Source organism: Pseudomonas oplopanacis (genome assembly GCF_057128725.1).
Genome location: NZ_JBSKHV010000012.1, coordinates 15,814 through 40,509 on the forward strand (window position 1 = coordinate 15,814; position 24,696 = coordinate 40,509).

The 24,696-nt window shown below is 60.3% G+C and carries 20 protein-coding genes; 17 read left to right on the forward strand and 3 right to left on the reverse strand.

All coding sequences use genetic code 11. From position 1 onward, the window contains the following. Nucleotides 1-20 precede the first annotated feature (20 nt). Nucleotides 21-893 carry a heme/hemin ABC transporter substrate-binding protein gene (locus ACWKV5_RS21715; RefSeq protein ID WP_483842935.1) on the reverse strand — a complete coding sequence of 291 codons (873 nt, stop codon included), beginning with the start codon at nt 891-893 and terminating at the stop codon, nt 21-23. Nucleotides 894-1,058: 165 nt separating this feature from the next. On the opposite strand from ACWKV5_RS21715, the gene ACWKV5_RS21720 reads away from it, so the two are divergent. Next, nucleotides 1,059-1,376, forward strand: coding sequence for a Rieske (2Fe-2S) protein (locus tag ACWKV5_RS21720; protein WP_194940741.1), 318 nt, complete (start codon nt 1,059-1,061; stop codon nt 1,374-1,376). On the opposite strand, the gene sfsA is transcribed toward ACWKV5_RS21720, so the two are convergent. Next, on the reverse strand, nt 1,373-2,086 hold the full coding sequence (sfsA, locus tag ACWKV5_RS21725) for a DNA/RNA nuclease SfsA (protein ID WP_483842936.1): 714 nt from the start codon (nt 2,084-2,086) through the stop codon (nt 1,373-1,375). The two genes, ACWKV5_RS21720 and sfsA, sit on opposite strands and share 4 nt — an antisense overlap. Continuing rightward, complete coding sequence (locus tag ACWKV5_RS21730) at nt 2,086-3,258, reverse strand: pyridoxal phosphate-dependent aminotransferase (protein WP_483842937.1); 1,173 nt, start codon at nt 3,256-3,258, stop codon at nt 2,086-2,088. Before ACWKV5_RS21730 ends, sfsA begins: the two co-directional genes overlap by 1 nt. 332 nt (nt 3,259-3,590) lie before the next feature. On the opposite strand from ACWKV5_RS21730, the gene dksA reads away from it, so the two are divergent. The 16 genes from dksA (at nt 3,591) to ACWKV5_RS21810 (ending at nt 24,409) form a co-directional block, all read left to right on the forward strand. Beyond that, nucleotides 3,591-4,031, forward strand: a complete 441-nt coding sequence (gene dksA, locus ACWKV5_RS21735) for an RNA polymerase-binding protein DksA (protein ID WP_027924150.1) — start codon at nt 3,591-3,593, stop codon at nt 4,029-4,031. Nucleotides 4,032-4,229: 198 nt separating this feature from the next. After that, the gene (gluQRS, locus tag ACWKV5_RS21740) at nt 4,230-5,126 is read left to right on the forward strand and encodes a tRNA glutamyl-Q(34) synthetase GluQRS (protein WP_483842938.1); all 897 of its coding nucleotides are present in this window, start codon (nt 4,230-4,232) and stop codon (nt 5,124-5,126) included. Nucleotides 5,127-5,203: 77 nt separating this feature from the next. Beyond that, on the forward strand, nt 5,204-5,380 hold the full coding sequence (locus ACWKV5_RS21745) for a hypothetical protein (protein ID WP_003176118.1): 177 nt from the start codon (nt 5,204-5,206) through the stop codon (nt 5,378-5,380). After that, complete coding sequence (locus ACWKV5_RS21750; protein WP_027924152.1) at nt 5,364-8,318, forward strand: sensor histidine kinase; 2,955 nt, start codon at nt 5,364-5,366, stop codon at nt 8,316-8,318. The genes ACWKV5_RS21745 and ACWKV5_RS21750 overlap by 17 nt, the downstream gene beginning before the upstream one ends. A 22-nt stretch (nt 8,319-8,340) precedes the next feature. Continuing rightward, nucleotides 8,341-9,777, forward strand: coding sequence for a sigma-54-dependent transcriptional regulator (locus ACWKV5_RS21755; protein WP_483842939.1), 1,437 nt, complete (start codon nt 8,341-8,343; stop codon nt 9,775-9,777). A gap of 711 nt (nt 9,778-10,488) precedes the next feature. Further along, complete coding sequence (locus tag ACWKV5_RS21760; RefSeq protein ID WP_170219149.1) at nt 10,489-11,889, forward strand: polynucleotide adenylyltransferase PcnB; 1,401 nt, start codon at nt 10,489-10,491, stop codon at nt 11,887-11,889. A gap of 3 nt (nt 11,890-11,892) precedes the next feature. Further along, nucleotides 11,893-12,378: a 2-amino-4-hydroxy-6-hydroxymethyldihydropteridine diphosphokinase gene (folK, locus tag ACWKV5_RS21765; RefSeq protein ID WP_483842940.1), complete on the forward strand. Its 486-nt coding sequence runs from the start codon at nt 11,893-11,895 to the stop codon at nt 12,376-12,378. Nucleotides 12,379-12,741: 363 nt separating this feature from the next. Then, nucleotides 12,742-13,542: a 3-methyl-2-oxobutanoate hydroxymethyltransferase gene (panB, locus tag ACWKV5_RS21770; RefSeq protein WP_483842941.1), complete on the forward strand. Its 801-nt coding sequence runs from the start codon at nt 12,742-12,744 to the stop codon at nt 13,540-13,542. After that, nucleotides 13,539-14,399, forward strand: coding sequence for a pantoate--beta-alanine ligase (gene panC / locus ACWKV5_RS21775; RefSeq protein WP_483842942.1), 861 nt, complete (start codon nt 13,539-13,541; stop codon nt 14,397-14,399). Before panB ends, panC begins: the two co-directional genes overlap by 4 nt. Nucleotides 14,400-14,593: 194 nt before the next feature. Next, nucleotides 14,594-14,974: an aspartate 1-decarboxylase gene (gene panD / locus ACWKV5_RS21780; protein WP_003228271.1), complete on the forward strand. Its 381-nt coding sequence runs from the start codon at nt 14,594-14,596 to the stop codon at nt 14,972-14,974. Nucleotides 14,975-15,204: 230 nt separating this feature from the next. Continuing rightward, on the forward strand, nt 15,205-16,869 hold the full coding sequence (pgi, locus tag ACWKV5_RS21785) for a glucose-6-phosphate isomerase (RefSeq protein ID WP_483842943.1): 1,665 nt from the start codon (nt 15,205-15,207) through the stop codon (nt 16,867-16,869). A 170-nt stretch (nt 16,870-17,039) separates the two neighbouring features. Then, complete coding sequence (gene acs, locus ACWKV5_RS21790; protein WP_483842944.1) at nt 17,040-18,977, forward strand: acetate--CoA ligase; 1,938 nt, start codon at nt 17,040-17,042, stop codon at nt 18,975-18,977. A 50-nt stretch (nt 18,978-19,027) separates the two neighbouring features. Further along, entirely contained in the window at nt 19,028-19,900 is an 873-nt protein-coding gene (locus ACWKV5_RS21795) for an oxygenase MpaB family protein (protein WP_483842945.1), read from the forward strand. A gap of 151 nt (nt 19,901-20,051) precedes the next feature. After that, entirely contained in the window at nt 20,052-21,068 is a 1,017-nt protein-coding gene (locus tag ACWKV5_RS21800) for a class I SAM-dependent rRNA methyltransferase (RefSeq protein WP_483842946.1), read from the forward strand. A 93-nt stretch (nt 21,069-21,161) separates the two neighbouring features. Further along, complete coding sequence (locus ACWKV5_RS21805; RefSeq protein ID WP_483842947.1) at nt 21,162-24,113, forward strand: DUF748 domain-containing protein; 2,952 nt, start codon at nt 21,162-21,164, stop codon at nt 24,111-24,113. Further along, a complete protein-coding gene (locus ACWKV5_RS21810; protein ID WP_483843065.1) occupies nt 24,113-24,409 on the forward strand; it encodes a DUF2845 domain-containing protein in 297 nt (98 codons plus the stop codon). The genes ACWKV5_RS21805 and ACWKV5_RS21810 overlap by 1 nt, the downstream gene beginning before the upstream one ends. Nucleotides 24,410-24,696: the final 287 nt, after the last annotated feature.

Here is a 24,696-nt window from a genome sequence, read left to right on the forward strand (position 1 = left end):
ACGAGGCTTAACCAGGACGGTCATTGGCCGGCTGTGCCAGGAAAGAATCCGTCAGACAGCTTTTTCAGGCTGTCCGGCAACCTAGGACCGAGCCCGCCCACCAACAACGTCGGATCCAGCTCCATCACCCGTCCATCCTTCGCCGCACGCGTCGAGGACAGCATCGGGTTTTCCTTGAACAACGCGGCGCGCGCCGCCTCTCCCGTCAGCGCCCGGTCGGCAAACACCAGCACCTCGGGATCGAGACTGATCAGCGACTCGACAGAAAACGGTTTGTAGCCGGTATGCGTAGCCAGGTTGTGGCCGCCGGCCTGGCGCAGCATCCAATCGGCGGCGGTGTCCTTGCCAGCAATGAGCGGCTTGCCACCCGCGTGCCCGAGCAGCAACAGCACACCCGGCGATGGTTGCGTCAGCTGCGCCTTGGTCACGCGGACTTTTTGCTGCTCGAGTTGCTCCTGGTAACGCTGGTATGCCTGAACAGCTTGCTCTTCAGCGCCCAGCAGCTTGCCCAGATGCTGCAAGTTGCCCTGCAACGTCGGCAGATCCGGCTGTGCCGAGAACAGCTCGACCTGCACCCCCGCGTTACGAATCTGCGAGAGCACGGGCGGCGGGCCCATTTCTTCGGTGCCGATCAGGATCTGCGGGCGTAAGCTCAAGATGCCTTCCGCCGACAATTGCCGCTGATAGCCAATGCTGGGCAGCGCCTTGAGGCTTTCAGGGTGCTGACTGGTAGTGTCGACGCCGACCAGTTTCGATTCGCCGCCCAGTGCGCTCACCCACTCGGACAACGCGCCACCGGCACTGACCCAACGTTGCAGCAACTCGGCCGCTGCAGCGTGGTGACTGACGAGGAGTCCGACACAGAGCGCAGCAACGCGGGTACTCAGGCGCATAAACAGCTTCCTTAATAGTTTTCCCAGGCATCGAGATGACAGGCCAAGTATCCTCGGCGCCTGGCACCTGCACCCGACGGGCAAGGCGGCCATTTGATAATTGTTTGCATTTGAACGTCAAGCTCGGACATATCTGGTCACGAGACGCAGGACTAGAGGATAGACATGAAGTTTCTTTGTACAGGTGCCGAATTGGCTGACGCCAGCAGTCGCGGTTTCGACATCGACGGGCAGAAGCTCTTCGCCGTACGCCGGGGCGGCCAGGTCTACGTCTACATCAATCGCTGCCCGCACCGTGGCGTCGGCCTGGAATGGACACCGGACAGCTTTCTCGACCCCAGCAACAGCCTGATCCAGTGCGCCACCCACGGCGCACTGTTTCTGATCGAAGACGGCGAGTGCGTTTCGGGCCCCTGCGCCGGTCAATCCCTGACCGCCGTGCCCTGCCGCGAAGATGCGCAAGGCCTCTGGGTCAGCCTTTAACCGTTGAGCAACACGTCCAGACGTCGGTCGACGACCATCTCTTCATGGCTCAAACGCACGCCATAAGCCAGCACCTCGACCCCGCACGCCACCGCCTCACGCAAGGCTGCCGCGTAGGCCGAATCGATTTCTTCTGCAGGACGCACAGCATCGATGCCGGTCAGGTTGACGCAATACAACTGCACCGCACGAATCCCGTCCCGGGCCAGGTGCGCCAACTCGCGCAAATGCTTGGCCCCGCGCTGAGTCACTGCATCGGGAAACGCGGCCACCGACGACCCGTCGAAGCCCAGGGTGACGCTTTTGACCTCTATATAAGCCGGGCCGCTGGGGTATTCCAGGCGAAAGTCTATGCGGCTACTTTCCTGCCCGTAGGCAACTTCGCGCTTCAGTTCAGTAAAACCGTTCAGTTCGCTGATGACACCGGCACGCAGCGCCTCTTCAATCAACCCGTTGGCGCGGGCGGTGTTCACGCAAAACAAGCGCCCTTGCGGGGTTTCGCCGACCTCCCAAGTGCCGGGCAACTTGCGCTTGGGGTCGTTTGAGCGACTGAACCAGACTTGCCCACCTTCGACCTGGCAATTAAGCATCGAGCCGGTGTTGGGACAATGAATGGTCAGCAACTCGCCGCTAACGGTTTCGATATCGGCAAGAAAACGCTTGTAACGACGGATCAGGCGACCTTCTTCGAGGGGAGGATGAAAACGCATCAGCCTTGCCAGCTCTTCAGTCCGCGAGCAATGCGCTCGACCGCTTCCTGCAAGCGCGGCAGGCTTTGGGTGTAGGCAAAACGGACGTGGTGCCCGGCCTGATAGCGCCCGAAATCCAGCCCAGGGGTAATGGCCACGTGTTCGGTTTCGAGGAAATGCCGGCAGAACGCGAAGGCATCTCCGCCGAACTTGCTGATATCGGCGTACAAATAGAATGCGCCTTCCGGTTCCACGGCAATCCCGAAACCCAACTCGCGCAGGGCCGGCAGGAGGAAATCGCGACGACGACCAAATTCGGCACGGCGCTCCTCGAGAATGCTGATGGTCGCTGGCTCAAAGCAGGCCAGAGCAGCGTGCTGAGCCATACTCGGCGCGCTGATGTAGAGGTTTTGCGCAAGTTTTTCCAGCTCGCCGACGGCCGCTTCCGGCGCCACCAGCCAGCCGAGACGCCAACCGGTCATGCCGAAATACTTGGAAAAGCTATTCAGCACGAACGCACTGTCATCGACTTCCAGCACGCTGGCGGCATCGGTGCCGTAGGTCAGGCCGTGATAGATCTCGTCCACCACCAGATGGCCGTGACGAATCTTGATAGCCGCAGACAGCCCCGCCAGTTCGTCGCGGGTCAGGATCGTCCCGGTCGGATTGGCCGGGGACGCCACCAATGCACCGACGCTGTCGTGGTCCCAATGCCGGGCGACCAGATCAGGGGTCAGTTGATAACGCACGTCCGGACCGACAGGAACCAGTTGCGCCGCGCCTTCCACCAGGCGCAGAAAGTGTCGGTTGCACGGATAGCCCGGATCCGCCAACAGCCAGTGTTTGCCCGGGTCCACCAACAAGGCGCTGGCCAGCAACAAGGCGCCCGAACCGCCGGGGGTGATGAGGATTCGCTGGGGGTCAATGTTCAACCCGTACCGTTGCTGATAGAACCTGGAAATCGCCTCGCGCAACTCGGGAATGCCCCGCGCGGCGGTGTAACGGGTCTTCCCCGCCGTCAAAGCGGCCTGGCCGGCCTGGATGATCGGCTCGGCGGTGGTGAAGTCCGGCTCGCCGATTTCCAGGTGGATCACGTCGTGGCCAGCGGCCTGCAATTCATTGGCCCGCGCCAGCAGCGCCATGACATGGAAAGGTTCGATCGCACGACTGCGAGCACTGTAGGACTGGGCCATTAGCCTTCCTTCGACGGGAAAAGAACCGATTCTACCCAAGCGCAGGAACGAGCGAGAACCTAAAGCGGTCACACCCCTAAGAACCCTGGCCATAAACGACTCGAACGAGTACCCCAGGTTTGACTAAAATCAATATTTGATCAGGCCTCCAACACCACCAGGCAAGGCTTTGCAACGATTTGCAAGCTCCGCGGGCCACTACCTCGACATCCGGGAGTAGCGCGCCCCGATTTGATCTGGTAAGTTCGCCCGCTTGCAGCCGCAGGGCCGGCAGGTGTCGGTGATGGAGCAATCCTGCGCAATGGATTACAAGAGTAGAGGCGGTCTATTTCATGTCCACCCAAGCAAAGCAGCAAACCACGACGATCAGCGGCTTCGAACCCTACAAAGAAGTCAAGGGCGAGGAGTACATGGGCAAGCCCATGCGCGCTCACTTCACCAAGATCCTGAACAAGTGGAAACAGGACTTGATGCAGGAAGTCGACCGTACGGTTGATCACATGAAGGACGAAGCGGCCAACTTCCCGGACCCGGCAGACCGTGCCAGCCAGGAAGAAGAGTTCAGCCTCGAGCTGCGTGCCCGCGACCGCGAGCGCAAGCTGATCAAGAAGATCGACAAGACGCTTCAGCTGATCGAAGACGAAGAATATGGCTGGTGCGAGTCCTGCGGCGTCGAAATTGGCGTCAAGCGACTGGAAGCCCGCCCTACCGCCGACATGTGCGTTGACTGCAAGACCCTGGCGGAAATCAAGGAAAAGCAAGTCGGCAAGTAACATCGACTTGAACGAAAAACGGAGCGTGCGAACGCTCCGTTTTTGTTTCTGAATTTCGCCTCGGCAGAAAAACTGTGGGAGCGAGCCTGCTCGCGATGGGGCCTTCAGATCCAATATTGATACTGGCTGACCCACCGCTTTCGCGAGCAGGCTCGCTCCCACAGGGGCTCGCGCACGACCAGAGATGTAACATCGTCCATGACCGCCACGACTTCCACCTCCTACATCGGGCGCTTCGCCCCCACGCCCAGCGGCCACTTGCATTTCGGTTCGCTGGTCGCCGCGCTGGCCTCGTACCTCGACGCCCGCTCCGTGGGTGGACGCTGGCTGATGCGCATGGAAGACCTCGACCCTCCACGGGAAGAGCCCGGCGCCCAGGCAGCGATTCTCAAGGCACTGGAGAGCTACGGTTTCGAGTGGGACGGTGAAATGGTTCGCCAGAGCGACCGCCACGAGGCGTACGCCGAAGTGCTCAATCGCCTGTTCAATCACGGCCTCGCTTACGCCTGCACGTGTTCACGCAAGCAATTGGAGCCGTATCACGGTATTTATCCGGGACTGTGCCGCAATGCCGGCCATGACACCGAAGACGCGGCCATTCGCCTGCGCGTACCCGAACTGGAATACCACTTCATCGACCGCGTGCAAGGCGAATACCGCCAACATCTGGGCCGTGAAGTCGGCGATTTCGTGATTCGTCGTCGCTACGGGCTCTACGCTTATCAACTGGCCGTGGTGCTGGACGATGCCTGGCAAGGCATCACCGACATCGTGCGCGGTGCCGATCTGCTGGACTCCACGCCACGACAGCTCTATCTGCAAGAATTGCTCGGCCTGCGGCAACCGCGTTACCTGCACATCCCGCTGATTACCCAGCCCGATGGCAACAAACTCGGCAAGTCCTACCGCTCGCCACCGCTGACCGAAGATCAGGCGACGCCTTTGTTGCTGCGGGCATTGCGCGCGCTCGGGCAAAAACCCGGCACCGAACTGGCTTACGCCAGCCCGCGGGAAGTGTTGAACTGGGGCATTGCCCACTGGGATGCGTCGCTTATCCCGCGCACACTGAACCTGCCCGAGGCGCAACTGCAGTGATCGCACTTGCAGTGGCGCGCCCATCCGTTACCATCGCCGCACGTTTTCGGGCACGCGCATAAAAAAGAGAGGCCGGGATGTACATCTATCGCTTGGTCCTGCTCCTGGTAGTGGGGATTTATCTGTTTTCCCCGGCCATCATGGATTGGTGGATCGACGCCACAGGCGCCTGGTATCGCCCTTATCTGCTCTGGCTGATTCTGATCGTCGTGACCTTCATCCTGCAGAGCCAAAAAGATGCCGATGAGCTTTAGCCTGACCCAGATGATCCTGATCAGCGCCGCCTACCTGGCGGTGCTGTTCGGCGTGGCCTGGGTCAGTGAACGGGGCATGATTCCCCGGGCGATCATTCGCCACCCGTTGACCTACACCCTGTCATTGGGCGTTTACGCCAGTGCCTGGGCGTTTTACGGCACGGTGGGCCTGGCCTATCAGTACGGCTACGGCTTCTTGTCCAGCTACCTCGGGGTCTCCGGCGCATTCTTGCTGGCGCCGGTGTTGCTGTACCCGATCCTGAAAATTACCCGCACCTATCAACTGTCGTCGCTGGCCGACCTGTTCGCGTTCCGGTTCCGCAGCACATGGGCCGGCGCGCTGACCACGATTTTCATGCTGATCGGTGTGCTGCCCCTGCTGGCCTTGCAGATTCAAGCGGTCGCCGACTCCATCGGCATCCTCACCCGCGAACCGGTGCAGCATCGGGTCGCCTTGAGCTTCTGCGCACTGATAACCCTGTTCACCATCTTCTTTGGCTCGCGCCACATCGCGACCCGCGAGAAACATGAAGGCCTGGTGTTCGCCATTGCCTTCGAGTCGGTGATCAAGCTGATCGCCATCGGCGGCGTCGGCCTGTATGCCTTGTACGGCGTGTTCGACGGCCCGCAACAGCTGGAACTGTGGCTGCTGCAAAACCAGACCGCCCTCGCCGCCCTGCACACGCCGCTGCAAGAAGGGCCGTGGCGGACGTTGCTGCTGGTGTTCTTCGCTTCTGCGATTGTGATGCCGCACATGTATCACATGACCTTTACCGAAAACCTCAACCCGCGCTCGCTGGTCAGCGCGAGCTGGGGCCTGCCGCTGTTCCTGCTGCTGATGAGCCTGGCGGTGCCGCTGATTCTCTGGGCTGGCCTGAAACTCGGTGCTACCACCAATCCTGAATACTTCACGCTCGGCATCGGCATCGCCGCCAACAGCAAGGCCTTGGCGCTGCTGGCATACGTCGGCGGCCTGTCGGCGGCGAGTGGCCTGATCATCGTCACCACCCTGGCACTGTCCGGGATGGCCCTGAACCACCTGGTGCTGCCGCTCTATCAGCCACCGGCCGAAGGCAATATCTACCGCTGGCTGAAGTGGACCCGTCGGGCACTGATCGTCGCGATCATCATGGCCGGTTACGGCTTCTACCTGCTGCTGGGCGCGGAGCAGGATCTGGCAAATCTGGGCATCGTCGCATTTGTTGCCACGCTGCAGTTCCTGCCGGGTGTCCTCTCGGTCCTGTACTGGCCGACCGCCAACCGCCGCGGCTTCATTGCCGGTTTGCTCGCCGGGATCCTGGTGTGGCTGGTAACGATGTTGTTGCCGCTGGTTGGCAATCTGCAGGGTTTTTACATCCCGCTGTTGAACATGATCTACGTGTTGGACGACACCAGTTGGCACATGGCGGCGATTGCCTCGCTGGCCGCCAACGTGCTGATGTTCACCCTGATCTCGCTGTTCACCAACGCCAGCCCGGAAGAAGCCAGCGCCGCCGAAGCCTGCGCCGTGGACAACGTGCGTCGCCCGCAACGTCGCGAATTGCACGCCGCGTCGCCTCAGGAGTTCGCCACACAACTGGCAAAACCCTTGGGCGCCAAGGCGGCACAGAAAGAAGTCGAACAGGCTCTGCGTGATCTCTATCTGCCCTTCGACGAGCGCCGGCCTTACGCCTTGCGCCGTTTGCGGGACCGCATCGAAGCCAACCTGTCAGGCCTGATGGGCCCGAGTGTGGCGCAGGACATGGTCGAAACCTTCCTGCCCTATAAGGCCGGCGGCGAAAACTATGTCACTGAAGACATTCACTTCATCGAAAGTCGACTTGAGGATTACCACTCGCGCCTGACCGGCCTGGCCGCCGAACTCGATGCCCTGCGCCGCTATCACCGCCAGACCTTGCAGGAACTGCCAATGGGCGTCTGCTCACTGGCCAAGGATCAGGAAATCCTCATGTGGAACAAAGCCATGGAGGAGTTGACCGGGATTGCCGCGCAACGTGTTGTGGGTTCGCGCCTGAGCACCATTGCCGATCCGTGGAAAGAACTGCTGCAAGGCTTTATCAATCTGCCGGATGAGCATTTGCACAAACAGCACCTGGCCCTCGACGGCCAGACCCGCTGGCTGAACCTGCACAAAGCGGCGATCGATGAACCGCTCGCACCGGGTAACAGCGGCCTGGTGTTACTGGTGGAAGACCTGACCGAAACCCAGATGCTCGAAGACAAACTGGTGCACTCCGAGCGTCTGGCCAGCATCGGTCGACTCGCGGCAGGTGTGGCCCATGAAATCGGCAACCCGATCACCGGCATCGCCTGCCTGGCGCAGAACCTGCGCGAAGAACGCGAAGACGATGGCGAGTTGAAGGAAATCAGCGGGCAGATTCTCGAGCAGACCAAGCGCGTATCGCGCATCGTTCAATCGCTGATGAGCTTCGCCCACGCCGGCAGTCACCAGCACAGCGATGAGCCCGTCTGTCTGGCCGAAGTGGCGCAGGATGCCATCGGTTTGCTGGCCCTGAACCGACGCAATTTCGAAGTGCAGTTCTATAATCTGTGCGACCCCGATCACTGGGTCGAAGGCGATCCGCAGCGACTCGCCCAAGTACTGATCAACCTGCTCTCAAACGCCCGTGACGCCTCGCCTCCAGGCAGCGCAGTGCGAGTGAAAAGCGAAGCCGGCGAACACACGGTCGATCTGATCGTGGAAGACGAAGGCAGCGGTATTCCGAAGAACATCATGGACCGATTGTTCGAACCTTTCTTCACCACCAAGGATCCTGGCGAAGGCACCGGTCTGGGCCTTGCACTGGTCTATTCCATCGTTGAAGAGCATTATGGACAAATCACCATCGACAGCCCGGCTGATGTTCAAAGCCAACGCGGCACCCGTATCAGGGTGACCTTGCCGCGTCATGTCGAAGCGACGTCCGCTGTGAACTGAGACCGTCGAGAGTATCGAATCAATGCCGCACATTTTGATCGTCGAAGACGAAACAATTATCCGCTCCGCCTTGCGCCGCCTGCTGGAACGTAACCAGTACCAGGTCAGCGAAGCCGGTTCAGTGCAGGAAGCACAAGAACGCTTCACCATTCCCACGTTCGACCTGATCGTCAGTGACCTGCGTCTGCCGGGCGCTCCGGGCACCGAGTTGATCAAACTCGGCCAGGGCACGCCGGTGCTGATCATGACCAGCTACGCCAGCCTGCGTTCGGCGGTCGACTCGATGAAGATGGGCGCGGTGGATTACATCGCCAAGCCTTTCGATCACGATGAAATGCTCCAGGCTGTCGCCCGTATCCTGCGTGATCGGCAATCGTTGCCGGCCAGTGGCGAAGCGCCTGTAGGCAAAGCCACCAACGGCGCTGCGAAAGCGGGCGTCGATAACAGCAACGGCGAAATCGGCATCATCGGCTCGTGCCCGCCGATGCAGGACCTTTACAGCAAAATCCGTAAAGTCGCGCCGACCGATTCCAACGTGTTGATCCAGGGCGAATCCGGCACCGGTAAAGAACTGGTGGCGCGTGCCCTGCACAACCTGTCCAAGCGCGCCAAGGCGCCGATGATTTCGGTGAACTGCGCGGCCATTCCGGAAAGCCTGATCGAGTCCGAGCTGTTCGGTCACGAAAAAGGCGCGTTCACCGGCGCCAGCGCCGGGCGTGCCGGTCTGGTGGAAGCAGCGGACGGTGGCACCCTGTTCCTTGACGAGATCGGCGAACTGCCTCTGGAAGCCCAGGCCCGTTTGCTGCGCGTATTGCAGGAAGGCGAAATTCGCCGGGTGGGTTCGGTGCAATCGCAGAAGGTCGACGTTCGGTTGATCGCCGCGACGCACCGGGACCTCAAGAGCCTGGCAAAAATCGGCCAGTTCCGTGAAGACTTGTATTACCGCCTCCATGTAATCGCCCTGAAACTGCCGGCCTTGCGTGAACGTGGTGCGGACGTCAACGAAATCGCCAATGCCTTCCTGGCGCGACAGAGCGCGCGGGTCAACCGCACCGATCTGAAATTCGCCCCGGATGCCGAGCAGGCGATTCGTCATTACTCCTGGCCCGGTAACGTTCGCGAGCTGGAAAACGCTGTCGAGCGCGCGGTCATCCTGTGCGAGAGCCCGGAGATTTCTGCCGAGCTGCTGGGTATCGACATCGAGTTGAGCGGCCTGGAAGAGGACGAGTTCATCGGCCTGGCACCGCAACAGGGCAGCAATGGCAGTAACTCCAGCCATGAGCCGACCGAAGACTTGTCACTGGAAGACTACTTCCAGCATTTCGTCCTCGAGCATCAGGACCACATGACCGAAACCGAGCTGGCGCGCAAACTCGGGGTCAGCCGCAAATGCCTGTGGGAGCGTCGTCAGCGCTTGGGCATCCCACGGCGCAAGACCGGGGTCGCCAGCGAAAGCTGAATGTCACCTGTCCGAGGTGTGGGTAACACGTGACATCGTGAAAAAACTGTTACCCCAGATTTTTCACGTAACAGAAGCCGGGGCTTACGGTAACGAAGCCCCGGTTTTTTTGGGCCTGGAAAAACCCCACCGACCGACCTAACCCCTTGTTTTACTGGGGCTCGCAAAAGTTGGCACGCACCCTGCTATATGTTTGGTACAAGAACAATAACAAGCAATGCATAACATAATAAAAATAAGACGAATCGACTCACGCACAATAAAAACAAGACGGCGAGAGGCGCAGCTAACTGATTCTTTTGGAGAGGCGTTGTATTTGGGGCTTGCCCCACGACCAGGCCGAGAATAATAAAAAACTGTCCTAAGACAGTGCCTGAACTGGTTGGATCGCAAGATCACTGCAGCACAGCGACCAAAGCAATCCGTTTGCTCTTGGCTCCCGATTGGGAGGGTCATGAAGGAAAAGCTTCATGACGAGGGCACTTAACAAAAACAAAAAGCCCGAAACCAATAATAAAAATAGAGCATGCAACTACTTCTTGGGGAGCTTCGGCTCCCCTTGTAGTTTCTGGCGTTTAGCCCTGCCAGAGATATCCCCTTCAGCTGCTTGCGCAGCTTCCTACACCATCCCTCGACTAAATGCTAGAATCCCCGCCCATCATGCGGTCATTCTTCTGTTATGGCCGAACATTCCTTCAAACAGTGCATCCCATGCTGAAGAAGCTGTTCCAGTCATTCCGTTCTCCCAAGCGTCATACGCAACACATTCGCAGTACGCCTGAAGTGCTCAACAGCGGCCAACACTCGCTGCAAAAGGCCCAATTCAGCCGTTACGCGGTGAATATCGTCGAACGCCTGCAGAACGCCGGTTACCAGGCTTACCTGGTCGGCGGCTGCGTGCGTGACATGCTGCTCGGCATCACGCCGAAAGATTTCGACGTCGCCACCAGTGCCACACCTGAACAGGTGCGTGCCGAATTCCGCAATGCGCGGATCATCGGTCGCCGATTCAAACTGGTGCACATTCACTTCGGTCGCGAAATCATCGAAGTGGCGACCTTCCGCGCCAATCACCCGCAAAACGACGAGGAAGAAGACAGCAACCAGTCTTCACGTAATGAAAGCGGGCGTATCCTGCGCGATAACGTCTACGGCACCCTGGAAGAAGACGCGCAACGCCGCGACTTCACCATCAACGCCCTGTATTACGATCCGGTCAGCGAGCGCATTCTCGATTACGCCAATGGCGTACACGACATCCGCAATCACCTGATCCGCCTGATTGGCGACCCGAAACAGCGCTACCAGGAAGACCCGGTGCGGATGCTGCGGGCCGTGCGTTTTGCCGCCAAGCTGAATTTCGGTATCGAAAAACACAGCGCCGCGCCGATCCGCGAGCTGGCACCGATGCTGCGTGAGATCCCGTCGGCCCGCCTGTTCGAAGAAGTGCTCAAGCTGTTCCTCTCCGGCCACGCCGCGGACACCTTCGAGATGCTGGTCGACTTGCAGCTGTTCGATCCACTGTTCCCGGCCAGTGCCGAGGCGCTGGAATACAACCCGACGTACACCCACACCCTGATCAGCGATGCGCTGGTCAACACGGACCTGCGCATCAAGCAGAACAAACCGGTAACCCCGGCGTTCCTGTTTGCCGCCCTGTTGTGGCCTGCCCTGCCGGCTCGCGTGCTGCGCCTGCAAGAACGCGGCATGCCGCCGATACCGGCCATGCAGGAAGCGGCTCACGAGCTGATTGCCGAACAGTGCCAACGCATCGCCATCCCGAAACGCTTCACCATGCCGATCCGCGAAATCTGGGACATGCAGGAGCGCCTGCCACGCCGTAGCGGCAAGCGCGCTGATCTGTTGCTGGAGAATCCGCGATTCCGTGCCGGCTACGACTTCCTGCTGCTGCGCGAAAGCGCCGGTGAGCAGACCGATGGCCTGGGCGAATGGTGGACGGATTATCAGGACGCCAACGACAGCGAACGTCGCGACATGATCCGCGACCTCAGCGGCAAGGAAGACGGCACCGGCGCACCGCGCAAACGTCGCCGCAGCGGTGGCGCCAAGCGTAAACGCGCCGCCGGCGCACCGAGTGTCTCGGGCGAGTAATCCATGGAACGCATCTACATCGGCATGGGCAGCAATCTGGCTGACCCCGCCGAACAATTGCGCAGCGCCGTCGAAGCGCTGGCGCGATTACCACAGACCGAGCTGGTCGGTGTGTCCGCTTTCTATCAAAGCGATTCGCTGCTACCCGGCCAACCGCGTTACACCAACGCGGTCGCCGCCCTCGACAGCACACTCGCCCCGCTGGACCTGCTCGATGCGCTGCAAGCCATTGAGAATGGCCAGGGTCGCGAGCGCCTTGAGCGTTGGGGCCCTCGTACGCTGGATCTGGACATCGTGCTGTTTGGCGATCGGCTGATCGATGAGCCGCGCCTCAAGGTTCCGCATTACCACCTGCAGGAACGGGCCTTTGTCCTGTATCCACTGGCCGAACTGGCGCCTGCGGATTTGCGCCTGGCCGATGGCCGCAATCTGAAGGATCTAGTCGCAGCCTGCCCGTTCGTCGGCCTGGAACGCCTCCCCAAAAGTTGACGCAAATCCCCTGTGGGAGCGAGCCTGCTCGCGAATGCGGTGTGTCATTGAACTTAAAGTTGACTGATCCACCGCATTCGCGAGCAGGCTCGCTCCCACATTGTTTTTGTGTCGAACACAAAATCCGCTGCTGAATCGCATCAGTTACCCCGGTAACACCCCTGTCGTAACAATGCGGTAACACATGCAATTGACTTCCCGAGTTCTCCTCACGACTATAGGCGTCCCGCTGCCGCCAACACGGCATTGAAGGGCGCAATCCAGGCCGTAAAAGCACGACAACAGACCGTGCGCCTGTATTTAACGAAGAATCACGCGCGTTACTCGCAGTAGTTTCCACAGCGCCTGAATGAGGATCTTTTCATGCCAGCCATCACCCTGACCACTCTGCAAGGTCTGAAGCAAAAAGGTGAAAAAATCACCATGCTGACCTGCTATGACGCGACCTTCGCCCACGCCTGTAATGAGGCTGGCGTCGAAGTGCTGCTGGTGGGCGACTCCCTCGGCATGGTTTTGCAAGGTCACGACAGCACCCTGCCCGTAACGACGGCCGAAATGGCTTATCACGTCGCAGCCGTCAAACGCGGCAACACTGATGCGCTCATCCTTGCCGACCTGCCGTTCATGGCCTACGCCACCACCGAACAAGCCATGACCAACAGCGCCCTGTTGATGCAGGCCGGTGCGCACATGGTCAAGGTTGAAGGCGCACTGTGGCTGGCAGACTCGATTCGCCTGCTGGCCGAGCGCGGCATCCCGGTGTGCGCGCACATGGGCCTGACGCCGCAATCGGTGAACATCCTGGGCGGTTACAAGGTCCAGGGTCGCAGCGAGAACCAGGCACGACAAATGCGCGCTGACGCCATCGCGCTGGAGCAAGCCGGGGCCGCCATGTTGCTGCTTGAGTGCGTACCAAGCGAACTGGCTCAGGAAATTACCCAGGCGGTGGGCATTCCGGTGATCGGAATTGGCGCCGGCAGTGACACCGACGGCCAGGTGCTGGTCCTGCACGACATGCTGGGCTTGTCGATTACCGGTCGCGTGCCAAAATTCGTGAAGAATTTCATGACCGACCAGCACACCATTCAAGCAGCCCTGAGTGCTTACGTGACTGAAGTCAAAGCGGCGACTTTCCCAGGTATCGAACACGGATTCTCTGCATGAACACCGTAAAAACCGTACGCGAACTGCGGGCCGCCGTGGCCCGTGCCCGCAGCGAAGGCAAGCGCATCGGCTTCGTGCCGACCATGGGCAACCTGCACAGCGGCCATGTTGCGCTGATTACCAAAGCCTCCCAACGGGTGGATTTCGTGGTCGCGAGCATTTTCGTCAACCCGCTGCAATTCGGCGCCGGCGAAGACCTCGACAAGTACCCGCGCACCCTCGCCGCCGACCAGGAGAAACTGCTCCAGGCCGGTTGCCACCTGCTGTTTGCGCCGACCGTTGAAGAAATGTATCCGGACGACATGGCCGGCCAGACGCGTGTCAGCGTTCCGCTGCTGTCTGAAGGCCTGTGCGGCGCCAGCCGTCCTGGGCATTTTGAAGGCGTGGCGACGGTGGTCAGCAAGTTGTTCAACATGGTCCAGCCGGACCTGGCGATCTTCGGCCAGAAAGACTTCCAGCAACTGGCGGTGATCAAGTCCCTGGTGCATGACCTGAACATGCCGGTCCAGATCATTGGCGAACCGACCGTCCGTGCGGCCGATGGCCTGGCGCTGTCGTCGCGCAATGGCTTCCTCAGCGAAGAACAGCGTGCCGTGGCACCGGTGGTCTATCGCACCCTGAGTTCAATTGCCGACGCGATCAAACTGGGTGACCGGGACTTCCCGGCGCTGATCGACGCGCAGATCAAGCAGCTCGAAGCCGCAGGATTGCGCACCGACTACCTGGAAATTCGCCATGCGCTGACCTTGCGCCCGGCGACACCGGAAGATCGTGACCTGGTGATTCTGGTCGCGGCATTCCTGGGCACTACGCGGTTGATCGACAACCTGCACCTGAACCTCGACGCGCTCGCATAAACACCACCAAACCCTGTGGGAGCGAGCCTGCTCGCGATTGCGGTGGATCAGCCAACATCAATGTTGAATGTTGATCCGCTTTCGCGAGCAGGCTCGCTCCCACAGTGGTTAAACAGTGGCCACACGCTGTATTGCTGCCTCCAAAGCCTTCGGGCAAACTGCCCGCCGTTCGATTCCGACCTGGGGAAACACTCATGCACGCCATCATGCTCAAGGCCAAGCTGCATCGCGCCGAAGTTACCCACGCTGTACTTGATTACGAAGGTTCCTGCGCCATCGACGGCGAATGGCTGGACTTGTCCGGCATCCGCGAATACGAGCAAATCCAGATCTATAACGTCGACAACGGCGAACGCTTCACCACCTACGCCATCCGTGGCGAAGAAGGCTCGCGCATGATCTCGGTCAACGGCGCCGCCGCCCACAAGGCCAAGGTCGGTGACCGCGTGATCATCTGCGCTTACGCTCATTACAGCGAAGCCGAGCTGCTCAACTTCAAGCCGCGCATGCTCTACATGGCACCGGGCAATGAATTGAGCCACACCAGCAATGCCATCCCGGTCCAGGTTGCCTGATCGAGCCGCAGTCCTGTCTTTGTTCCGTTTGTCGGCCGCTTCTGACTTTGATGTTAAAAAAGTACCGGAAACAGGTCAGACAAAGTCAAGACAGATCAAGGCGCGGGGTTTACTGTATTCGCCCTGCGCCATGAAATCGTGTCGACGCAGTTGACCGGACGCCGACCCGCAGCGCTCCGGGATTTTTTAGTGATCAAAAAGCCGTTCAAGTAAAAAGGAAACCCGCAGCGATGGCGTACTACCGCACTCCTCACGACGTGACCGCCCTGCCCGCCTGGCAGGCGTTGAATGATCACCGCCAAGCCATGCAGGATTTCAGCATGCGCGAAGCCTTTAATGCCGACCCGCAGCGCTTTACCCAATTCACCCTGAGCAGCTGCGGGCTGTTTCTTGATTACTCGAAGAACCTGATCAACGCCGAGACCCTCAACCTGCTGGTGGGCCTGGCCAATGAAGTCGACCTCAAGGGCGCGATCAAGTCGCTGTTCGAAGGCGAAATCGTCAACGCCTCCGAAGGTCGTCCGGCCCTGCACACCGCACTGCGCCGCCCGGTGGGCGACAAGCTGTCGGTCAACGGTGTCAACGTGATGCCGGAAGTACACAAAGTGCTGAACCAGATCACCGACCTCGTGGGCCGCATCCACGACGGTTTGTGGCGCGGTTACACCGAGAAGCCGATCACCGACGTGGTGAACATCGGCATCGGTGGCTCGTTCCTCGGCCCGGAATTGGTGTCCGAAGCGCTGCTGTCCTACGCCCAGAAAGGCGTGCGCTGCCACTACCTGGCGAACATCGACGGCAGCGAGTTCCACGAGCTGACCCAGAAGTTGCGCGCTGAAACCACGCTGTTCATCGTGTCGTCGAAGTCTTTCAACACCCTCGAAACCCTGAAGAATGCCCAGGCCGCTCGCGCCTGGTACCTGGCCCAGGGCGGTTCGGAAGCCGAGCTGTATCGTCACTTCATCGCCGTATCGAGCAACAACGCGGCAGCCGTGGCGTTCGGTATTCGTGAAGAAAACATCTTCCCGATGTGGGACTGGGTCGGCGGTCGTTACTCGCTGTGGTCGGCCATCGGTTTGCCGATTGCCCTGGCCATCGGCATGTCGAACTTCAAGGAACTGCTGTCCGGTGCCTACACCATGGACCAGCATTTCCAGACCGCGCCGTTCGAACAGAACATGCCGGTGCTGCTGGCCCTGCTCGGCGTGTGGTACGGCAACTTCTGGGGCGCGCAAAGCCACGCGATCCTGCCGTACGACCACTACCTGCGCAACATCACCAAGCACTTGCAACAGCTGGACATGGAATCCAACGGCAAGAGCGTGCGTCAGGACGGCACCCCGGTGTCCACCGACACAGGTCCCGTGATCTGGGGCGGCGTCGGTTGCAACGGTCAACACGCCTATCACCAGTTGCTGCACCAGGGCACCCAACTGATCCCGGCCGACTTCATCGTGCCGATCGTCAGCTTCAACCCGGTGTCCGACCACCACCAGTGGCTGTACGCCAACTGCCTGTCGCAGAGTCAGGCGCTGATGCTCGGCAAGACCCTTGCCGAAGCGGAAGCCGAACTGCGTGACAAAGGCATGAGCGAAGAAGACGTGCACAAACTTGCGCCGCACAAGGTGATCCCGGGCAACCGTCCGAGCAACACGCTGGTGGTCGAACGCATCAGCCCGCGTCGCCTCGGCGCACTGGTCGCGATGTACGAACACAAAGTCTTCGTGCAAAGCGTGATCTGGGGCATCAACGCCTTCGATCAGTGGGGCGTGGAGCTGGGCAAAGAGCTGGGCAAAGGCGTCTACAACCGCCTGGTCGGCAGCGAAGAAACCCCCGCTGACGATGCTTCGACCCAAGGCTTGATCAACTACTTCCGCGGGCGTCACCGCGGTTGATCTGACGCAATTCCTGCGGGGGTACTAACCTTGTAGGAGCCGGCTTGCTGGCGAAAGCGGTGTGTCATTCAACATTTTTGTCGACTGATACGCCGCGTTCGCCAGCAAGCCGGCTCCTACGAGGGTCGCGCACCTCCCCTCTTGTCGCAAAACAAGAATAAGGAACCGTCATGTTCGATATCAGCACGTTCCCCAAAGCCGATGCCGTCCGCCGGGCTGCGCATTTGAGTCAAGACGACTATCACCGCCTGTACCGCGAATCCATCGAGCACCCCACCACTTTCTGGGCCGAACAAGCCTCGCGCTTTCTCGACTGGAGCACGCCGTGGGACACCGTTCAGCGCTATAACCTGAAAACCGGTGAAGCCAGCTGGTTTGCCGGCGGCAAGCTGAACGTCAGTTACAACTGCATCGACCGTCATCTGGAACAGCGCGGCGATCAAATCGCAATTATCTGGGAAGGCGACGATCCCGCCGAATCCGCACAGATCACCTACAAAAAACTCCACCACAACGTCTGTCGCCTGGCCAACGTGCTCAAAAGCCGTGGCGTGAAGAAAGGCGACCGCGTCTGCATCTACATGCCGATGATCCCTGAAGCCGCTTACGCCATGCTCGCCTGCACGCGAATCGGCGCGGTGCATTCGGTGGTCTTCGGCGGTTTTTCCCCGGACTCGGTGCGCGACCGGATTCTCGATGCCGATTGCCGCACCGTGATCACCGCCGATGAAGGCGTGCGCGGTGGCAAATTCGTACCGCTCAAAGAGAAAGTCGACAAAGCGCTGGAGAGTTGTCCGAATGTCAGCACCGTCATCGTGGTCGAGCGCACGCAAGGCAAAGTGAATTGGGTTGAAGGCCGCGACCTCTGGTATCACCAGGCGTTGCGCGACGTCAGCGACGATTGCCCGCCGGAGCCGATGGACGCCGAAGACCCGCTGTTCATCCTCTACACCTCAGGCAGCACCGGCAAGCCCAAAGGCGTGTTGCACACCACCGGCGGTTATCTGCTGCAAGCGGCGATGACCTTCAAGTACGTGCTCGACTACCGTGAAAACGAAGTGTTCTGGTGCACCGCCGATGTCGGCTGGGTCACCGGCCACAGCTACATCGTCTACGGCCCGCTGGCCAATGGCGCGACCACGCTGATCTTTGAAGGCGTGCCGAGTTACCCGACCAGCTCGCGGTTCTGGCAGGTCATCGACAAGCACCACGTGAACATTTTCTACACCGCACCAACAGCGTTGCGTTCGCTGATGCGCGAAGGCCCGGAACCGTTGAAGGAAACGTCCCGCGCCAGCCTCAGATTACTCGGCAGCGTCGGTGAGCCGATCAACCCGGAAGCGTGGGATTGGTACTTCAATGCGGTCGGCGAACAGCGTTGCCCGATTGTCGACACCTGGTGGCAGACTGAAACCGGCGGCATCATGCTCAGCCCGCTGGTCAGCGCACAACGGATCAAACCGGGCTGCGCCACGCAACCCATGTTCGGTGTGCAACCGGTGTTGCTCGATGAGACGGGCAAGGAAATCAAAGGCGCAGGCAGCGGCGTGCTGGCGATCAAATCCAGCTGGCCAGCGCAGATCCGCAGCGTCTACGGCGACCCGCAACGGATGGTCGACACCTACTTCAAACCCTACCCCGGTTATTACTTCACCGGCGACGGCGCGCGACGCGATGAGGACGGCGACTACTGGATCACCGGGCGCATCGACGACGTGATCAACGTCTCCGGGCACCGCATCGGCACCGCCGAAGTGGAAAGTGCCCTGGTGCTGCATGACAGCATTGCCGAAGCCGCCGTGGTCGGTTACCCCCACGATCTCAAGGGCCAGGGCATCTACGCCTTCGTCACGCCCATGAACGGCACCGAGCCCAACGACGAGTTGAAGAAAGAACTGCTGGCCCACGTCAGCAAGGAAATCGGCAGCTTCGCCAAACCGGACTTGATCCAATGGGCCCCGGCCTTGCCGAAAACCCGCTCGGGCAAGATCATGCGGCGTATCCTGCGCAAGATCGCCTGCAACGAACTGGACACCCTGGGTGACACGTCGACCCTGGCCGACCCGAGCGTTGTTCAGGACCTGGTCGATAAACGCCTGAACCAATAAGCCCGACGCGGCCAGCCATGGCCGCGTTTCATTTTCGCCACTGAGTCGCCATGGAATTTATCCGCACCCGCATCGAAACCCAAGTCATGAGCCTGACCGGTCTGTCCCTCGGCAAGCTCGACCTGGAAAACCCCAAGGGCGACCCGGGCCTTTTCGGCCCCGACTCGGTGAGCTGGCAAGTGCATGGCGACTTCAGCAGCATGCTCATCGGCGGCATCAGTGCCCTGATGCTGCAAGCCTTGCATCCGCTGGCCCTGGCCGGTGTCTGGGACCATTCGAATTTCCGCGAGGACATGCTCGGCCGACTGCGCCGCACCGGGCAGTTCATCTCCGGCACCACGTTTGGCTCACGAAAAGACGCCGACTGGCTGATCGAGAAAGTCCGCACCATCCATCTGCAAGTGACCGGCACCGCGCCGGACGGGCGCCCCTATGCGGCCAGCGATCCGGACCTTCTGACCTGGGTGCACGTGGCCGAGGTCAGCAACTTCCTCGCCGCGCATTTGCGTTATCGCAATCCGCATCTGTCACTGGCCGACCAGGACCGTTACTACGAAGAAATCGCAATGATCGCCGAACGACTGGGCGCCCGTGACGTGCCCCGCTCGCGACAACAAATCGCTGATTACCTTGAGCGCATTCGCCCACAGTTGCTGTGCGACGAGCGCAGCCGCGAAGTCTTGCGACTGTTGTTGAATGCGCCATCGCCCAGCCGTCTGGCCAAGCCTTTTGGTGGGCTGATGATGCAGGCCGGGATCGATCTGTTGCCGGACTGGGCCAGTGACATGCTGGGCGTCAGCCAGAACCCGTTGCAACGCAAACTGATCCGCGCCAGCGTCAATCGCAGCGCGCCGATGCTGCGCTGGGCGGTGCGTAATGGCTCGGTGCAGCGGGCGAAGCGGCGGATGGGGTTGCTCACCTGAAAAGCTAAAAGCTTCGCGAGCAGGCTCGCTCCCACCTTTGATCGGTGTCGAACACAAAATCCCTGTGGAGCCTGCTCGCGAAGGCAGCACCTCGGTATGGCGCCAAGCTGTTAAACTCCCGCGCCAAATTCCCTCCTGCAAGGCGCCCAGCATGTCTTCCTTGAATCAGGCGCTGCGCGCCGCCCTAGAACATCGCCAGGACCTGCTTGCCGAACTGCATCAGCAAGGCACCGATTGCTATCGCCTGTTCCACGGCAGCCAGGAAGGCGCCGGCGGCCTGACCATCGACCGCTACGGTCCGCAACTGCTGGTGCAAAGCTTTCACCAGGCGCTGGAACGCGATGCCCTGCTGCAATTGTACGAGACTATCAATCAGCATTTGGCCCTCGAGACCCTGCTGGTCTACAACGACCGCTCCCGGGGCAATTCGCGCATCGACCGCGAAGACACCGTCTACCGTGCCGATGAAGCCGCGCTGGCGGATCTGGTCGGCCACGAATGGGGCCTGAACTATCGGGTTCGCGGGCGTCATGCCGGCCAAGACCCGCTGCTGTTCCTCGACCTGCGCAACACCCGCGGCTGGGTCAAGGCGCACAGCCAAGACAAAAGCGTGCTCAACCTGTTTGCCTACACCTGTGGCGTCGGCCTGAGTGCGGCGGCCGGTGGCGCCCGTGAGGTGTGCAACCTGGACTTCGCCGAGGGCAATTTGGCGGTCGGCCGTGAGAACGGGCTGCTCAATCCACAACTGCCCGCCATGGAGTTCATCCAGTCCGATTACTTCCCGGCGATCCGCCAGTTGGCAGGCCTGCCGATCAGTCAGCGGCGCGGGCAGAAACTGCCGAGCTACCAGCGTTTGGAACAGCGTCAGTACGACCTGGTGCTGCTCGACCCACCCGCCTGGGCCAAGAGCGCTTTCGGCACCGTCGACCTGCTGCGCGACTACCAGAGCCTGCTCAAACCCGCGCTGCTGACCACCGCCGACAACGGCGTGCTGATCTGCTGCAACAACCTGGCAAAGGTCAGCATGGACGACTGGCGCGAACAGGTGTTGCGCTGCGCAGAGAAGGCCGGGCGACCGGTGCGCGAGTGGACCGTGATGAAGCCGGGCGGGGATTTTCCGTCGATGGATCAGCAACCTCCGCTGAAAACGCTGATCCTGCAGCTCTGATATTCCCCCTGACTTTCAGATAAGTCCTGCAAAGGCCGGTCACTTCGGAACTGCAATCGCGTGCCATACTCCAAGGCACTCCGATTCAGACAGATGAAGCCGCACATGCCCAAAGGATTGATTCGCGCTATCGGCGCCTTGTTGACTGCTCTGGCTCTCTACAGCTTGCTGGGGTTTCTGATTTTGCCGGGCATCGCGTTGCGGGTTGCCAACCAGCAATTGGCCAACTACGCCACGGTGCCCGCCCACCTTCAACGGATCGAACTCAACCCGTTCAGCCTTGAAGTCACCCTTTGGGGGCTGATCATCGGCGAGCCGGGCAAGGAGCAGATCGGTTTCGAACGCCTGTACGCCAACGTGCAAGTCGACAGTCTCTGGACCAAGGCCGTGCATCTGTCCGACATCGAACTGGACAAACCCAAGACTGAAATTCTCTTCGGCAAGGACGGCCAGCTCAACCTGCTCGGGCTGTTCAAACTGCCCGCGAGCGAGCCGACACCTGCCGACCCGAACGCCAAGCCGTTTCCGCTGCGCGTGGACCGGATCAATCTCGCTGGCGGCGCGGTGCACTTCGAGGACTCGCGCCCCAGCGAACCCATTGAGTTTCTCTACGACAAACTCGACTTCGAGCTGAAAAACCTCAGCACCCTGCCCGACGACAGCGCCGACATGACCCTGGTGGCCATCGGCCCCAACGGCGGACAGGTCGACTGGACCGGCAACTTCAGCCTGATCCCGCTCGCCTCCGAAGGTAAGCTGAAAATCACCGATGGCAAGATGAAAGCCTTCTGGCCCTATGTGCGCGACGCCGTGCCCCTGGACCTCGAAAGCGGCATCATGAGCCTCAGTACCGACTACAAACTCAACCTGTCCAAAGAAACCGAACTGCTGCTGAACAACCTCGCGGCCAGCATCGCGCCTTTTGCGATCAAGGCCCCTGACGGCCGAGCGCTGGCGAAGCTGGAACGACTGGACATCAGTGAAACCACGGTCGACCTGGCCAAGCAGCAAGTGGTAGTCGGCAAGATTCGCAGCCAGAAACTCGAAACCTGGGCAGCCCTCGAAGCCGACGGGCAACTCGACTGGCAGAAACTGTTCGCCAGCCAACCGTCCAAACCCGCTGCCAAAGCCAAGGCCGAACCCGCCAGTACACCAGCAGCCGCCGACTCACCCAAACCTGAACCAGCGCCACCGAGCAAACCGTGGCAGGTGTTGCTCAAAGACGTGCAACTGCGCGATTACCAGGTGCACCTGGCCGACCGCAAGGCACAACCCGCCGTAGCGCTGGAAGTCGGCCCGTTGAACCTGGACTTGCAGAACTTCGACAGCCTCAATGGTTCGCCTTTTAATCTCAAACTCGACACCGGCGTGGGCAAACAGGGCAAGATCATGGCCGATGGCGTGGTCAATCTCGCCCCGGTCAGCGCCAAACTGAAGGTGCAGACCAAAGACATCGACCTGCGTGTCGCACAGTCCTACATCACCCCGTTCATTCGCCTGGAACTTCGCAGCGGCATGCTCGGCAGTGATCTGGCGGTCGATCTGAAAAGCACCGAGCCATTGGCATTCAGCGTCACCGGTCGTGCTCAGGTCGATCAGTTGCACACCCTCGACACCCTTAAAACCCGCGACTTCCTCAAGTGGCAACAATTGGTGCTCGAAGGCCTGAATTATCAGCACGGCGACAGCCTGTCGATCGACAAGGTCAATCTGTTCCAGCCCTATGCGCGCTTCATGATCAATGATGATCGCACCACCAACATCGATGACCTGCTGATCCCGCAACCGCCCGATAGCGGCGCCAAAACCACCGCGGCCAAACCGGCCAGCAAAGACAAACCACTGGGCGTTCACATCGGCGCAATAGCCATCAATGACGGTTCGGCGAACTTCGCCGACTTCAGCCTGACACCGAACTTCGCCACCGCCATCCAACAGCTCAACGGGCAGATCGGTACCATCGACAGCCGCCAGGCGAAACCGGCCAGCGTGGACGTCAAAGGCAAGGTTGACCGTTATGCGCCGGTGACCATCAAGGGCGCGGTCAATCCGTTCGACCCGATGGCCAGCCTCGACATCGCCACCAGTTTCAAACGGGTGGAACTGACCACGCTCACGCCCTACTCCGGCAAATTCGCCGGGTATCGCATCCGCAAGGGCCGGCTCAATCTCGATGTGCATTACCTGATCACCAAAGGCCAGCTCAAGGCCGAAAACAAAGTGGTGATCGAGCAATTGCAACTCGGTGAAAAGGTCGACAGCCCGGATGCCGTGAGCCTGCCGCTGAAACTGGCGATTGCCTTGCTCAAGGATGTCGATGGCAAGATTTCCATTGAGTTGCCGGTCACCGGCGACCTCAATAATCCTCAGTTCAGCATCATGCCGATTGTCTGGCAAACCTTGCGCAACCTGATCGTCAAAGCGGCCGCTGCGCCGTTCAAACTGATCGGCGGACTGGTGAGTGGCGGCGGCTCCGAAGACTTGGGCACCGTGTCGTTCGCGCCGGGTTCAAGCGACTTGAGCAAAGACGCCGAAGGCGCACTGGTCAAACTGTCTCAGGCCCTGAAGGAACGTCCGGCCCTGCGCCTGGAAATCGAAGGCACGGCCGCCGCCAGCAGTGACGGCCCGCTGATTGCCGAGCAACGCCTGGAACGTGAATACCAGTACAACTACTACAAAATGCTCCAGCGTCGCGGTGACAAGGTGCCGGCCCAGGCTTCATTGCTGCAGGTCCCGGAGAACGAGAAAGGCCCGCTGCTGGAAGGCATCTACCGCACACGTCTGAAGACCCAGCCGCCGGCCGAATGGAAGGACCTGGGCAAGGAAGAACGCACCGCGAAAATGCGCGCCGACGTGATCAAGTTCTGGAGCACCAGCGACGTGCTGTTGCGTCAGTTGGGGCAGGAGCGCGCCAGCAGCATCAAGGATTATCTGGTGGATAAGGGTCAGTTGGCCGATGACCGCGTGTACTTCGTCGACGCCAACCTGGGTGAAGCAGAAAGTGACGGCCGGGTGGTGACGCCGCTGCATCTGGACGCGGAGTGATCGTGGGACGATTGCTGATTGGTCTGGGCCTGGTGATCGTTGTCAGCCAGGCCTCGGCGGCCGATACGCTGCGCTGCGGCAGTCAATTGATCAGCGTTGGGGACAGGTCCAGCGAAGTGCTGCAGAAATGCGGAGAACCGGTCAGCCGCGATGTGCTGGGCTACAAACGTAGCGCCAACCGACGCGAAGAGTTTCAGGTGGAGGAATGGACGTACGGTCCCAATGGCGGGATGTACCAGTTCCTGCGGTTTGAAGGGAATCGCCTGACGCAGATCACCAGCAAACGCGGTAACTGAACTCACCACAGTCTCAAACGGCCACAATCAAAAATGTGGGAGCGGGCTTGCTCGCGAATGCGGTCTCTCATTCAGCATCTGTGTTGACTGAACCACCGCATTCGCGAGCAAGCCCGCTCCCACATTTGATCTTGTTGCTGTTCCAAATAGAACAGGCCCCCGACACGAATGTCGGAGGCCTGTAATGGCCACATCCTTATGGCCGTTCGCATGAACTCCAAGAAGCGGCAGGCGTATTGCTCAGCCCGTCTGCCACACCTTCTCCCGGTCCAGGCGAGAAGTCTTGC

Excerpts from the sequence above, each read along its gene's own strand:
- ACWKV5_RS21715 (WP_483842935.1), bottom strand. The coding sequence starts at position 893 with ATGCGCCTGAGTACCCGCGTTGCTGCGCTCTGTGTCGGACTCCTCGTC.
- ACWKV5_RS21720 (WP_194940741.1), top strand. The coding sequence starts at position 1,059 with ATGAAGTTTCTTTGTACAGGTGCCGAATTGGCTGACGCCAGCAGTCGC.
- sfsA (WP_483842936.1), bottom strand. The coding sequence starts at position 2,086 with ATGCGTTTTCATCCTCCCCTCGAAGAAGGTCGCCTGATCCGTCGTTAC.
- ACWKV5_RS21730 (WP_483842937.1), bottom strand. The coding sequence starts at position 3,258 with ATGGCCCAGTCCTACAGTGCTCGCAGTCGTGCGATCGAACCTTTCCAT.
- dksA (WP_027924150.1), top strand. The coding sequence starts at position 3,591 with ATGTCCACCCAAGCAAAGCAGCAAACCACGACGATCAGCGGCTTCGAA.
- gluQRS (WP_483842938.1), top strand. The coding sequence starts at position 4,230 with ATGACCGCCACGACTTCCACCTCCTACATCGGGCGCTTCGCCCCCACG.
- ACWKV5_RS21745 (WP_003176118.1), top strand. The coding sequence starts at position 5,204 with ATGTACATCTATCGCTTGGTCCTGCTCCTGGTAGTGGGGATTTATCTG.
- ACWKV5_RS21750 (WP_027924152.1), top strand. The coding sequence starts at position 5,364 with ATGCCGATGAGCTTTAGCCTGACCCAGATGATCCTGATCAGCGCCGCC.
- ACWKV5_RS21755 (WP_483842939.1), top strand. The coding sequence starts at position 8,341 with ATGCCGCACATTTTGATCGTCGAAGACGAAACAATTATCCGCTCCGCC.
- ACWKV5_RS21760 (WP_170219149.1), top strand. The coding sequence starts at position 10,489 with ATGCTGAAGAAGCTGTTCCAGTCATTCCGTTCTCCCAAGCGTCATACG.
- folK (WP_483842940.1), top strand. The coding sequence starts at position 11,893 with ATGGAACGCATCTACATCGGCATGGGCAGCAATCTGGCTGACCCCGCC.
- panB (WP_483842941.1), top strand. The coding sequence starts at position 12,742 with ATGCCAGCCATCACCCTGACCACTCTGCAAGGTCTGAAGCAAAAAGGT.
- panC (WP_483842942.1), top strand. The coding sequence starts at position 13,539 with ATGAACACCGTAAAAACCGTACGCGAACTGCGGGCCGCCGTGGCCCGT.
- panD (WP_003228271.1), top strand. The coding sequence starts at position 14,594 with ATGCACGCCATCATGCTCAAGGCCAAGCTGCATCGCGCCGAAGTTACC.
- pgi (WP_483842943.1), top strand. The coding sequence starts at position 15,205 with ATGGCGTACTACCGCACTCCTCACGACGTGACCGCCCTGCCCGCCTGG.
- acs (WP_483842944.1), top strand. The coding sequence starts at position 17,040 with ATGTTCGATATCAGCACGTTCCCCAAAGCCGATGCCGTCCGCCGGGCT.
- ACWKV5_RS21795 (WP_483842945.1), top strand. The coding sequence starts at position 19,028 with ATGGAATTTATCCGCACCCGCATCGAAACCCAAGTCATGAGCCTGACC.
- ACWKV5_RS21800 (WP_483842946.1), top strand. The coding sequence starts at position 20,052 with ATGTCTTCCTTGAATCAGGCGCTGCGCGCCGCCCTAGAACATCGCCAG.
- ACWKV5_RS21805 (WP_483842947.1), top strand. The coding sequence starts at position 21,162 with ATGAAGCCGCACATGCCCAAAGGATTGATTCGCGCTATCGGCGCCTTG.